This is a genomic window from Arsenophonus sp. aPb, assembly GCF_029873475.1.
GTDB lineage: Bacteria > Pseudomonadota > Gammaproteobacteria > Enterobacterales > Enterobacteriaceae > Arsenophonus.
This window is the reverse complement of record NZ_CP123499.1, coordinates 1506438-1519473: the sequence shown is the minus strand read 5'-3', so window position 1 is coordinate 1519473 and position 13036 is coordinate 1506438. Positions and strand designations below refer to the sequence as shown.

Here is a 13036-nt window from a genome sequence, read left to right as displayed (position 1 = left end):
ATTAAAACATTAAATTAGTTTTATATATTAATTAATAAAATTTTTTGCCAAAAATATTATCATTAACATATTTTCTTTAAAGTTTTCAAGAATTCCATATAAAATACACATCAATAAAAATCATTAATCTATGATAAAATTCCACCCTGAAATTTTATTTATTTTATAGAATAATTTTTTCATTTAATAATAGTATAGCTTAATTATTTTAATTCGGATAATTAATGCTATTTTCCTAATAGAATATTTGCTGGTGATTAGTTTACTACTGGACGACTGCTATTAGCATAATAAAAAAATATTTTTCATACAACCCATGGCAATCACACAAAGTTAGGCGCATACTGATTTGTTGTATTAAATTAATATTGTTATAAGAGTGAAAATATTTTTATTTATTGATATTATATGCTTTAGCACGCAGTTATAGTCATTAAAAAATCCCAGCTAGGATTTTGATCACTACCTTCAAACAGTGGTTCTAAAAGCAATTTAAGTCCACTATTGGTGTCGTATTTGAAATCAATAAGTTCCACTTTACCCGTATCTTTATTTTTTGCAGATGTATAACTGCCGGTAATTAAGTCATTACCATTTGGATTATCTTGTGTACTAATTGAAAAATAGAAAGAGGCAGGTTTGCCGTCCTCTATGGTGTATAACTTAAGTTGGATTGGGCCGCTATCTTTTTTGGGTTGCGCGAGGAAATCGTGTCCAGGTTTCTCACTTCCATCCCTATGTATTTTTACGTTAAACCCTTGCCAAATATTTAAAGCATGATCATAGACTGCCATACCTACATTATAGTGTTTAAAACTATTATTACTATTTTCTTTTGCTTGTGTATATATTTTTTCCATCGGTAATGTCCTATTAAAATTCATTTATAACTAATTTCATACATGAGTAAAAATAATTTAAACCATTTATGTTAGTCTATTTTATTATTCAACTCATACACTGATTGTATTATAAATAAGTAGTTATAAAACATATTATTGCTTATTTTTAAGGAATATAAATAAAAAAAATAGCAATCTCATCTATAAAAAAAATAAAGAAAGACTAAATGTTATAATAAAATAACAATATTATTTTTTATAAATATTGAGATATAAATAAATAGATAACCATTTGGAATGATATATAATAAAAAATATACCTTATAACAATATGAAATAATAGAAATTAATATAAAAAAGAATTATAGTAACAATAAAGAAAATAGTTGCTAAATAGGCACAATAAATAATGTTCAGATTTGTTATCCATTTAGAGTATAGAAAAAATATTTTGATTAAAAAATTGAGAATAAATAAAATTCATTAAATTGCTATATAATTGAAGTCTTGACGAGCAATAAAAATCGGCCAGAGCAGAAAATAACTTGTTAAATCTGTGTAAATAATTGGTCTTCAGTTATCTTCCTTCAGATAAATTTTAATACTAATTTTTCCTATCGAGTATTAATTAATACAAATAACCACTCAATGATGGGGTTATTCATTATTAAAAAAGGTCGATATATAGACGGCGATAAAAAAAGTCCTTAGCTCACTCTCTTGGCAATCACTAAACCCTATTCTGTTCTAGCAGGTGAAATAAGATTATGCCAGTTTGATAACGACCATCCCAGTGATTAATAAAATAATACCACCCCAACCTTTATAATTTAACCTTTGATTAAATAAAATCCATCCGGCGGCAACCGTTGCTACAACACCAAAAGCTCCCCAAAGGGCATAAGCAATGGAAAGTTCAATCCCCTTTACCGCTACAGCTAATGCACTAAAGGCACCTAAAACAGCAATTAAAGATAAGACACCTACCCATAGTCGCTTAAATCCATTTGAAAACTTTAAAAAAATATTAGCCATTATTTCTAGAATAACAGCCAGAAACAGAAAGGCACCATGCCACCATTGATAGTCTGCTAACATATTATGCCTCCTTAACAACTTTAGTCATTTTATTTAACGGCATTTTTGGCGTAATTTTTTTTGCCTGTTTTATCGAATGTAATGAACTCGTTTTTTTAGTACCCGATTTTATTAGTGCTATACCCACAATAAGTAATGCTAATCCAATAATTTTCATTGGCGCCAATGATTCATTAAATAACAGGACACTAAATACTGTTATAAAAATGACCCCAATACCCTCCCAGAGAGCGTAAGCCACTCCAAGAGCAACTTTTTTTACCGCCATTGCTAGTAATATATAAGATGAAGCGATCATAAAATACATTACCAATAAACCAGTCATATCACCGCTGACGCTGGAATACTTCATTGATAAAGTACCAATAACCTCTGTGACAATTGCTAATGCTAAAAATATCCAATAAATCATTATATTCTCCTGTTATTGGCAATCATCAAGTAATAGATAAAATACCTAAGGTGGTAATAACTAAGTGATGATTTAAATTAAAAACCAATTATCGATAAAACGATTAGCAACAGGAGACGCTACAAAGCACCACACCAGTGATGTTCACTAGAAATAATGGATATATTTGATAAGAAAAGATGATAGCTACTACGTTGATTTTTGACGCTTTTGGCGCTAGACATGATATTTTATTCATGCATCACACGGCCATCCGTATGATATACTATGAATCCTCACTATTGATAGAATAAATACTAAGCTATTTATATCATAACCGTTGTATTTACTCAAATAATTATAATAAATTCCGGCTAAAATGCAAAATTACTACCAAGACAAGGGTAATAAACCAGGCTATTACCCTATAAATAGATAAAAACTATTTAAACTCATTCCATGAGCGACCATCTTTGGTGATCATTACATCAGAAGCATCAGGTCCCCATGTACCTGCTTGATAGGGTTTGGGCGGTTCATTATCCTTTGCCCAAGCATCCATAATAGAATCCACCCATTTCCAAGCTTCTTCTACCTCATCACGACGGACAAATAGTGCTTGAATGCCACGCATAGCTTCTAGTAATAAGCGTTCATATGCATCAGCCAAATGGATTTGATTAAATGTTTCAGAAAAACTCAGATCTAATTTTGTCGTCTGTAAATGATGTTTATGTTCAAGACCCGGCGCTTTATTTAAAATTTCAATATCAATTCCTTCATCAGGCTGTAACCGAATAGTTAATTTATTTTGCGGTAGATCCTGATAGGAATCAGAAAAAATATTTAACGCCGGTTTTTTAAAATAAACCACCACTTCAGAACATTTTGCCGGTAACCGTTTACCTGTTCTCAAATAAAATGGCACGCCAGCCCAACGCCAATCATCAATATCAACTCGAATTGCCACAAAAGTTTCCGTTTTACTTGCTTTATTTGCTCCTTCCTCTGCAAGATAGCCGGCCACTTTTTTGCCTTGAATAGAACCTGATGTATATTGACCTCGCACGGTTTTTTCACGCACATTACTATAATCAATGCGGCGCAACGAACGCAATACTTTAACTTTCTCGTCTCGTATGCGATCTGCAGTTAATTCCGCAGGTGGTGACATAGCAATCATCGTTAGGATCTGTAATAAATGATTTTGGACCATGTCACGCATTTGCCCAGCCTGGTCAAAATAACCCCAACGTCCTTCGATACCAACCTCTTCAGCAACCGTGATCTGTACATGATCAATCGCTCGATAATCCCAATTATTAATAAATAAAGAGTTGGCAAAACGTAACGCTAATAAATTGAGTACTGTTTCTTTACCTAAATAGTGGTCAATACGATAAATTTGGCTTTCTTTAAAATATTTAGCAACTTCATTATTTATTTCTTGGGAAGATGCAAGATCACTACCTAATGGTTTTTCCATAACAACCCGATTGGGCTTCTTATTAAGGCCAGCATGGCCTAAACCATGACAAACAGCACCGAAAGTGGTTGGAGGCATAGCAAAATAATATATAGCTGGTTTGCTATCGCCTTCAAGATATTTAGCTAATGAATTAAATTTGTTCAAATCCTGAACATCTAAATTAAAAAAATCAAGACGCTCACTTAATTTTTGCCATAAACCAGGCTCAATTTTCTCATTTAAAAAAGTTTCTAACGCTTCTCTTACTTCCTTCATATAGGCAGCAGCATCCCATTCAGCTCGGCCAATCCCTATAATACGTGTATCAGGATGGATATAACCCGTTTTTTCCAATTGATAAAGGGAAGGCAATAATTTGCGGCGAGCCAAATCTCCTTTCGCGCCGAAAATAATTAAATTACATGCCTGGACAGCTTTATTAATCGCCATGATAGGGGATTCTCCTTAAACACCAATTTTATAGTGCTGTAATAGCTCAATCGAGAAAATAAATGTACCTCTTTGACTCGATCAGGTAAACAAAACCACGATATTTTATTTTGCTCAAAAAATAATTCGCAACAAATTTGATTAGTTATATATAATTTTTACTTCTTCATATTTATTAAACTAAAATGCAAAGTAAATTAGACGCCCGTCATATTTTTAATAAAATCCAGTTAATAACTTTCTTTTTTTCATTACTGACCAAACAACGCGTAGTATATTTTGACTTAAGTAACAGGACTTCACTCTTTTGCAATATTAGTAAAACAGGTCGCTTTTCAGTATGAACATATTAGAACAAATAAATAATAGCTTTGAATATCTTAGAAAATTAGAAAAGAAAGTTGCCGATTTAGTACTTGCAAGCCCAAAAAATACTATCCACCTCCGTATTGCAACCCTAGTTAAATTGGCTAATGTGAGCGAAACTACTGTAAAACGTCTTTGCCGTAAAATGGAAACTAAAGGTTTTCCTGATTTTAAATTACGATTAACACAAAGCCTCCTCCATGGAACATCTTACGTTAGCCGTCTGCTTAATCCAGATGATACTGTCATTTCACATAGGCAAAAAATTTTTGAATCAACTATCGCTGAATTAGGTATTGTAAAAGATAACCTAAATACCACAAGAATTAATCGTGCTATAGACTTATTAACCCAAGTAAAAAAGATCGCTTTCTTTGGTTTAGCTTCCCCAGCAGCATATACCAATATTTACATGCCGATGGTATTACGACTAGCACAATTGACATTAATAGATGTGTTAGCAACTGGCTTTATTTTACGCCGAAGGCAAAATTTTAGAGATAACTTAAAGCGCGTAAAAGATATATTACATGATACATATCCTGATAAACTCTAGTGCTATTTACATTGAGTAAAGCAGATCAATATCAACAAACTATAAATCTGTTCGTTTTATTACAAAAAAATATTCTCTATATCTAAGGCCTTTAAATGATACAACAGCACACTTTAATAAAGGGATTAATTTCATTTCTGTGTAATAACCTATCTACCAACACCAATTTTAATAAGTCAACGGAGTTATAAATGTCGAGACGACTTAGAAGAACGAAAATTGTTACTACTCTCGGTCCCGCGACTGATCGTGATAATAATTTGGAAAAAGTGATTAAAGCCGGCGCAAACGTTGTTCGCTTAAACTTTTCTCATGGCTCAGCAGAAGATCACCTACAACGCGCAAAAAAAGTACGTGAACTTGCAAAATCGTTAGCACAACATGTCGCTATTCTTGGTGATTTACAAGGACCTAAAATTCGCGTTTCAACATTTAAAGAAGGAAAAATTTTCCTTCATATCGGTGATAAATTTACTTTAGATGCCAATTTAGCCAAAGGTGAAGGTAATCAAGAAAAAGTCGGCATTGACTATCAAGGTCTACCCAATGATGTGGCACCAGGCGATATTCTGTTACTTGATGATGGACGCGTTCAATTAAAGGTACTTACGGTAAAAGATCAACAAATTCTAACCGAAGTGACGGTAGGTGGACAACTATCAAATAATAAAGGGATCAACAAACTTGGTGGCGGCCTATCCGCAGAAGCATTAACTGAAAAAGACAAAGCCGATATCTTGACCGCAGCTCAGATTGGTGTCGATTATTTAGCGGTTTCTTTTCCCCGCTGCGCTGAAGACCTAAACTATGCTCGCCGCCTAGCTCGTGAAGCGGGTTGTGATTGTCAAATTGTGGCTAAAATAGAGCGAGCTGAAGCGGTTGCCAGTGATAAAGTGATTGACGAAATTATTTTAGCCTCCGATGTGGTCATGGTTGCTCGAGGCGATCTGGGCGTTGAGATCGGCGATCCGGAATTGGTCGGCGTACAAAAGAAACTGATACGACGGGCACGCCAGCTAAACCGTATCGCCATCACTGCCACGCAAATGATGGAATCAATGATCACAAACCCGATGCCAACTCGGGCTGAAGTAATGGACGTTGCTAATGCTGTACTGGATGGTACTGACGGGGTTATGTTATCTGCCGAAACTGCTGCCGGCCAATATCCGGCTGAAACTGTTGAAGCTATGGCTCGGGTTTGCCTTGGTGCAGAAAAAATGGCTGACATCAATATTGCTAAACATCACCTCGATGATCTATTTGACAACATTGAAGAGGCGATTGCTATGTCAGCTATGTACGCAGCCAATCATTTAAAAGGGGTAAAAGCGATTATAGCTATGACAGAATCAGGCCGTACCGCTTGTATGATGTCTAGGATAAGCTCAGGTTTACCCATCTTTTCTATCTCTTATCATGAAAAAATATTAAATCAGTGTGCACTTTATCGTGGCGTAACACCAATTTATTGTAATAAGGAGACTAACACAATTAATGCCGTTAAAAATGCTATCCAATGCCTGCGGCAAAAAAATTATATTCAACCTGCTGATTTGGTCCTAGTCACACAAGGCGACCAAATGGGTCAGATTGGTAGCACCAATACCTGCCGGATATTAAAAGTCGAATAATTCCATGCGATCAATATGTTTAACCCCGTTATATATACGGGGTTTTTATTACATAAAGTTATTACTATCATTTTCTTTTATTATATTTTTATAATTTAGTCATTATTATTTTTTACCTATGAATTAGAAAAAAGATAAATATAAAATAATTAAATATTAAATTAATTAAACTAATAAAATTTCGATTTTAATTAACAAAACAACTGACTTTTTTTTACTTTCCTTCTCACTAAAGGAAAAGACTTTCTTTAGCATTTATTTATTAAAGGGATTTAAATATGCACAAAAAAATAACTTTGCCTATTCCTTATTATTTCTTAGTCTATTATCAACGCCAACATTAGCAACCAATAAAGGAATAATATATAATGGAATAATAATTGATTCTCCATCAGAAAAAACAAACCAAATAAACTTATAATATCTAATTAAGGTGAAGTTAATATTGATATTAACGTGCCAGATAATAACGACGTATCACATAATAAATTTTTACGATTTAATACGAGAAAAGGTGTAACAGTGCAGCTTAATAAAGATGCAAAGCAAAATAAAAATATGCTTACTTTAGGATCACAATCAACAAAATTAATTATTAACCAAGTTAATTCCGCCGAAAAAACAAATTTACATGGTTTACTACAGATAAAAGGATCGCCAGCAAAAATTGTTATTGTTAATCCTAATGGCATTAGCTGCAACAACTGCCAATTTAGCAATACAACTGGAGTTGATTTAGTTGTCGGTAAAATGAATTATGCAAATAAAAAAATAAACTATCAGACAGACAAAGGAAAAATAATTTTTACAGATTTAGGTATATGGGGAAATGGAGGTTCATCAATAGATGAAAAGAACAAATTTTTATCCAATCTCGCGGTATACGCCGGAAATGTTCGCTTTAATAATGGTGCCAAAGTTAATGTCGCTAAGCAATTTTATGCTATTGGTAATGTTAAAACAGAAATTGATGCTTTTAATAATTATAGTAATAGAAGAAATTTAGGTGTAGTCGGCGAAAAAACAACATTTACACTTGAAAAAAACAGCCAAATTCACGCTAATCAACTCAGGATTTTTACTAGTGAAGGAGCATATTTAAATAATAATGGGGCAATTACGGTTGTTGCTAATAAGGAGGATATAGGTGATATGTCGATTAAAGCAGATCATATCATTAATAAACATATAATTGCAGCTTATGGCACTATTGAGGATAATGAATATACTATTCCATCTTCAATAAACATTAAGACTAAACATTTAATTAATCACCAAGATGCCGGCATTAAAGCATCTGAAGGTATCGTTACGCTTGAAACTTAAAAGAAAAAGGTTATTTTGATAAAAATATAAAAAATTTTTTTCTAAACTTAATTAATAAGTTGCTTAGCCATAATTTAATTGATTAACAAAATATCCAATAGTTTTATTAGGCATTTTATTTCATAAATAATATTATTTTTTAATTAATTAAATTTTCTATCTAATTAAAAACAGTAAAACATGTTATAAATAAATTAGTATCATTATATTACACCGCTTGATAAAATATTAAGTGGTGTTTTTTATCATTATGGTAAACTTTATTAACAAATAATTCAATACATTATTTATTTAAAAGGATCTAATATGATAATTATAAAATATATATTTAATTATTGGCTTATAACAATTCTTTTACTATCAACAAATTCATTTGCCAATAATAAAAAAATAAGTGAACTTAGCATACTTAAACCAACCGAAATGAATATCGATATCAAAGCTCCGGATAATAATGGTATTTCATATAATCAATATAAACAATTTTATACTCTAAGAAATGTCATAACACACCTCAACAATGATGCAAGCCAAAATAAAAATATGCTCAAGCAAAGAACTGGAGCAGCAAAATGGATTATTAATGAAGTCACTTCTAACAGCAAAACAAAATTAAATGGCGTGCTAAATATAAAAGGTACACCGGCTAAAGTTGTTATCGTCAATCCTAATGGTATTACCTGCAATGGCTGTCAATTTACTAATGCAACGGCAGTTGATCTAATTGTCGGCCGGTTGTTTTATATTAATAAAACCATTAGCTATCACACCAATAAAGGGAAAATAATTTTTGCTGGTAAAGGCATCCACAGCGATGGCAATTTTACTGATCAAAAAAACAATTTATTAGCCAAACTATTTGTCTATGCCGGGCAAGTACAATTAAAAGATAATGCCAATATTCACGTTGCAGAACAACATTATGCTATAGGTAATTACAATACTTATCACTATCTTGATTTTGCTGGCAGAGCAATCATGACTGGTGAAAAAATAGCAACAAAATTTACCATCGGTAAAAGCAGTCAAATTTACGCTAACAAACTAACTATTTTTAATGGTGAGGGATTAAATTTACATAATCAAGGTTCAATTATCACGCATGATATTATGAATGTTAATGCGGATCATATCATCAATGAAGGTAGCATAATGGCATATGAAAACACTGATACATCACCACTATCGGGTATGTATATTTCTACTAAACATCTAGTTAATCATTACAATGGAAGGATTAGCGCAACTAAAGGCAAAATCGGTTTTAAACAGAGCTATTTGCCATTCGGTCAACAGGATAAAAATATAAAGATAACAAAACTAACTTACTAAACCAGTAACTATTTAACCGCTTGATAAACTCTCAAGCGGCATCTTTATCGATAAAGATCATCACGACAATATGGCTCTATTTCACCGGCTTGGCGTGTTTTTAATAATTTTAATATCCAAGTATATTGTGCTAGATAAGGTTTAACTAAATATTCCAACTCTTCGTTCATGCGCCTGGCAATATAATGATTACTCTGTTGTGCAATATCAGCCATTGGTTCACGGATATAAATATGTAATTGGTGAGTTTTATAATCATAAACCGGAAATAACGGTACAATCTCCGCTTGGCATACCTTCTTCAACCGCCCTACTGCCGGTAAGGTTGCCTTATAGGTTGCAAAAAAATTAACAAATTCACTATGTTCTTTACCATGATCTTGATCAGGTAAATAAAATCCCCAATAACCTTGCCTAACACTGGCAATAAACGGTTTGATACCCGCTTCACGAGAATGTAAACGACCACCAAAATGATGACGTGCTTTATTCCATAAATAATCGGCTACCGGATCCTTTTGATGATGAAACATGGCCGCCATTTTTTGACCTCGAGCTGCCAATAACATGGCAGGAATATCAACCGCCCAACCATGAGGTACCATAAAAATAATATTACGTTGTTGTTCTTTCAGTCGTTCAATAATCTGCTCATTATGCCAATGCGTACGCGCTAAAGTATTATCTACGCCACGTAAAACTAATTCAGCCAATATAGCAAAAGATTGCGGTGCCACAGCAAACATTTCATCAACATATTTTTCTCTTTGCTGCTCTGTCAATTCAGGAAAACAATAGAGTAAATTAATTTTTGCCCGCCTACGGGAGCCTGTTGCTAATCTACCAATTAACTTACCTATTTTTGCCAGTAATGGATCGCGTAACTTAGAAGGTAAATAAGCTGTAATCGCTAATAGCAACGCACCACCCCACATCCCCCAATATTTGGGATGTAGGTAAAAACGATGAAAAGTAGGAATATAACCAAGTTTACTATCTGTATCCTGTTCTTTATTCATTAGTACACTCAAATACAACGTATAAAAATCTAAAGTCTGAGACACATTATAATATTAACCTTATGATTTACAGAAAAATAATTACGGCCGTAAATAAAATGCTATTTCACAACCTAATTAGCTAACAAAAATTCCATTAATTGGTTGCCAGTTTCGATTTATTTTCTTTAACAGATGCCAAAAAGAGTTGACGATCTTTCCCTGTTAATCCCCCTGAGTGAGGTAAATTAGCCGTTAATGGATTGACTGCGCGTTGATTAAACCATAATTCATAATGAAGATGTGGGCCGGTAGTACGTCCAGTATTACCTGATAATGCAATGCGTTCACCTCTTTTTACTTTCTGACCTGGCTTCACCAATAATTTACGTAGATGCATATAACGAGTGGTATACTGACGACCATGGCGAATAGCAATAAAATTACCGGCCGCTCCACTATATTTCGCGACAATAACTTCACCATCACCAACCGCTAGTATTGGCGTCCCAACGGGCATAGAAAAATCTACTCCCTGATGAGGAGCAGGACGTCCTGTTACTGGATTTACACGACGCAAACTAAAAGGAGAAGAGACTCTAAAAGTTTTAGCGGTAGGATAACGTAAGAAGCCTCGCTCTAAGCCATTAGCTTCACTATCATAATAGCGCCCATTTTCCGCTCTAAAAGCATAGTAATTCTTACCATTAGTTAATAAATGAACACCTAACAAGCGACTTTGTTCACTGTGACCATCAAGCATTTCGCGACTTAGCAAGACCGTAAATTTATCGCCAGTCTTTAGTTTGCGCAAATCAATCTGCCATTGTAGTGCTTTAGACACTTCACGTGCTTCATTATAAGTTAAGCCTGCATTAACTGCACTAGATGTAAAGTTACCGTTTATTTTGCCTTGGATAACTTTATCAGCCCAAACGCCTTGACGAATTTGTTTCTCTTCATTAAAAGTACTAGAGATACCTTGGCGTGTATAGACGCGGGTTTCACGCTGCGAAATAATCCATGTTAGTGTCTGTAATTCTCCATCTTTATTCAATTCCCAGCTTAACGTTTGACCTATTTGCAAATTACGCAAAGCGCGGTGTTGATTAGAAAGTGCCGCAACATCGCCTGCATCTAGACCATACTGAGTTAAAATACTAGTCAGATTATCACCGTTTGAAACAACATGTTCATCGGGTGTATCAGCGCCTTTTTCATCAGTTACCCCTTCATCGGGTAACTGTTCGCTGCTATCGGTGATAATATCATCAGTATCTGAGCTATCTATCTGGCTGGTATCGCTTTCACTATTATCTTTGTTATCAAGAATTATACCCGGTTTTATTGGCGATTCTTGTGAGACATTTTCATCTTTATCATCGGGTTGAATGACAACAGGCCGCCAAATTGCGACAGCCAATGTTGCTATAGTCAATGTGCCTAGCATAATTTTATGCGGTTTAGGCAGATTGCCATATACCTGAACGATAGTCTTCGCCATCTGCTGCACGTATTACATTCCTTCTAGTTTTTATCCAGGCAGCTCTTAAATTGATTAGATAACGCTGTTAAAAATTCTACATAGCTATCCTTACTTAATCCGATGCCGCTCCCTAATGGATCTAATGTCCCCATTCGTACATCGGTATCTTTTATAACAGCTTTAATCACCGCTGGCCTAAATTGTGGTTCAGCAAAAACACAAACTGCTTTTTTCTGAGCCAACATTGTTCTTATTTGATATAGTCTTTGGGCGCCAGGCTGAATGATAGGATTAATAGTAAAATAACCTAATGAGGCTAAATGATAACGTTTTTCAAAGTAACCATAGGCATCATGAAAAACAAAATATCGCTTATCTCCAACCGACTGTAACATCTTAGCAATATTTTTATCAGTTTGCGTCAATTTCTCATCGAATTTACGAAGGTTTACGTCCAACTGGTCTTTATACTTAGGATATAAAACCACTAATCGATGGTGGATAATGTTCGCGGCAATACGTGCAATGTCTGGTGACAACCAGATGTGCATATTATACTCACCATGTGAATGATGGTTATGAATTACATTATGTTGGTGACCGTGACCATGAGCGTTTTTACTATTTACCGGTGTGCTTTCATCACTACTTTTCAATAAGAGTGTTTTAATAGCCGGATCATTGGTTAATGCGATCCGTTTCTGAGTGGGTAACTGTGCTAATGGTTTCTCTAAAAAAGTTTCCATATTTGATCCCACCCAAATGAAAAGATCAGCGGTCTTGATCTTTTCCAGATCGGAAGGTTTTAAAGAGTAGTCATGGGGTGAGGCACCATCAGGCAATAATATTTTTACATCAGTGACACCATTAGTAATAGCTGCGGCAATAAAACCTAACGGACGAATTGAAGTAACAACATCAGCATGAGCAGTAGATAAAAAACTGAATAACAGTCCAGCAAGAATGCGTTTTTTTCCCATAATTTTTTGAACAATTTTTTTTGTTTTGTGTAACATAGGATAGTTTCCATAGACTAATTTTGATATTGTTATATTATAACATTTTAACCATCCTGCAAGAATTATTTAT

Annotated in this window: 11 protein-coding genes; 4 read left to right on the top strand and 7 right to left on the bottom strand. The window is 34.0% G+C overall.

The window, feature by feature from the left end; translation table 11 throughout:
* Nucleotides 1–413: 413 nt before the first annotated feature.
* The 4 genes from QE177_RS06765 to zwf form a co-directional block, all read right to left on the bottom strand.
* A complete protein-coding gene (locus tag QE177_RS06765) occupies nt 414–860 on the bottom strand; it encodes a hypothetical protein (protein WP_280552113.1) in 447 nt (148 codons plus the stop codon).
* Between the two features lie 747 nt (nt 861–1607).
* Entirely contained in the window at nt 1608–1940 is a 333-nt protein-coding gene (gene mdtI / locus QE177_RS06760; protein WP_280552112.1) for a multidrug/spermidine efflux SMR transporter subunit MdtI, read from the bottom strand.
* A 1-nt stretch (nt 1941) separates the two neighbouring features.
* On the bottom strand, nt 1942–2352 hold the full coding sequence (gene mdtJ / locus QE177_RS06755) for a multidrug/spermidine efflux SMR transporter subunit MdtJ (RefSeq protein ID WP_280552111.1): 411 nt from the start codon (nt 2350–2352) through the stop codon (nt 1942–1944).
* Between the two features lie 421 nt (nt 2353–2773).
* Nucleotides 2774–4249, bottom strand: a complete 1476-nt coding sequence (gene zwf, locus QE177_RS06750) for a glucose-6-phosphate dehydrogenase (protein ID WP_280552110.1) — start codon at nt 4247–4249, stop codon at nt 2774–2776.
* Nucleotides 4250–4589: 340 nt separating this feature from the next.
* Here zwf and QE177_RS06745 point away from each other — a divergent pair, with 340 nt between their 5' ends.
* The 4 genes from QE177_RS06745 (at nt 4590) to QE177_RS06730 (ending at nt 9463) form a co-directional block, all read left to right on the top strand.
* Nucleotides 4590–5171 carry a hypothetical protein gene (locus QE177_RS06745; protein ID WP_280552109.1) on the top strand — a complete coding sequence of 194 codons (582 nt, stop codon included), beginning with the start codon at nt 4590–4592 and terminating at the stop codon, nt 5169–5171.
* Nucleotides 5172–5362: 191 nt separating this feature from the next.
* Complete coding sequence (gene pyk / locus QE177_RS06740; protein ID WP_280552108.1) at nt 5363–6805, top strand: pyruvate kinase; 1443 nt, start codon at nt 5363–5365, stop codon at nt 6803–6805.
* A 456-nt stretch (nt 6806–7261) separates the two neighbouring features.
* A complete protein-coding gene (locus QE177_RS06735) occupies nt 7262–8131 on the top strand; it encodes a filamentous hemagglutinin N-terminal domain-containing protein (protein ID WP_280552107.1) in 870 nt (289 codons plus the stop codon).
* Nucleotides 8132–8437: 306 nt separating this feature from the next.
* A complete protein-coding gene (locus QE177_RS06730; protein WP_280552106.1) occupies nt 8438–9463 on the top strand; it encodes a filamentous hemagglutinin N-terminal domain-containing protein in 1026 nt (341 codons plus the stop codon).
* Nucleotides 9464–9507: 44 nt separating this feature from the next.
* On the opposite strand, the gene lpxM is transcribed toward QE177_RS06730, so the two are convergent.
* From lpxM to znuA, 3 genes are all read right to left on the bottom strand, one after another.
* Nucleotides 9508–10482 carry a lauroyl-Kdo(2)-lipid IV(A) myristoyltransferase gene (gene lpxM, locus QE177_RS06725; RefSeq protein WP_280552105.1) on the bottom strand — a complete coding sequence of 325 codons (975 nt, stop codon included), beginning with the start codon at nt 10480–10482 and terminating at the stop codon, nt 9508–9510.
* A 136-nt stretch (nt 10483–10618) separates the two neighbouring features.
* Nucleotides 10619–11965 carry a murein DD-endopeptidase MepM gene (gene mepM / locus QE177_RS06720; protein ID WP_280552231.1) on the bottom strand — a complete coding sequence of 449 codons (1347 nt, stop codon included), beginning with the start codon at nt 11963–11965 and terminating at the stop codon, nt 10619–10621.
* A gap of 23 nt (nt 11966–11988) precedes the next feature.
* Nucleotides 11989–12963: a zinc ABC transporter substrate-binding protein ZnuA gene (znuA, locus tag QE177_RS06715; protein WP_280552104.1), complete on the bottom strand. Its 975-nt coding sequence runs from the start codon at nt 12961–12963 to the stop codon at nt 11989–11991.
* Between the last annotated feature and the right edge of the window lie 73 nt (nt 12964–13036).

What these genes read in the sequence shown, in the direction of transcription:
- QE177_RS06765 (WP_280552113.1), bottom strand. Translation starts at nt 860, where the DNA reads ATGGAAAAAATATATACACAAGCAAAAGAAAATAGTAATAATAGTTTT.
- mdtI (WP_280552112.1), bottom strand. Translation starts at nt 1,940, where the DNA reads ATGTTAGCAGACTATCAATGGTGGCATGGTGCCTTTCTGTTTCTGGCT.
- mdtJ (WP_280552111.1), bottom strand. Translation starts at nt 2,352, where the DNA reads ATGATTTATTGGATATTTTTAGCATTAGCAATTGTCACAGAGGTTATT.
- zwf (WP_280552110.1), bottom strand. Translation starts at nt 4,249, where the DNA reads ATGGCGATTAATAAAGCTGTCCAGGCATGTAATTTAATTATTTTCGGC.
- QE177_RS06745 (WP_280552109.1), top strand. Translation starts at nt 4,590, where the DNA reads ATGAACATATTAGAACAAATAAATAATAGCTTTGAATATCTTAGAAAA.
- pyk (WP_280552108.1), top strand. Translation starts at nt 5,363, where the DNA reads ATGTCGAGACGACTTAGAAGAACGAAAATTGTTACTACTCTCGGTCCC.
- QE177_RS06730 (WP_280552106.1), top strand. Translation starts at nt 8,438, where the DNA reads ATGATAATTATAAAATATATATTTAATTATTGGCTTATAACAATTCTT.
- lpxM (WP_280552105.1), bottom strand. Translation starts at nt 10,482, where the DNA reads ATGAATAAAGAACAGGATACAGATAGTAAACTTGGTTATATTCCTACT.
- mepM (WP_280552231.1), bottom strand. Translation starts at nt 11,965, where the DNA reads ATGGCGAAGACTATCGTTCAGGTATATGGCAATCTGCCTAAACCGCAT.
- znuA (WP_280552104.1), bottom strand. Translation starts at nt 12,963, where the DNA reads ATGTTACACAAAACAAAAAAAATTGTTCAAAAAATTATGGGAAAAAAA.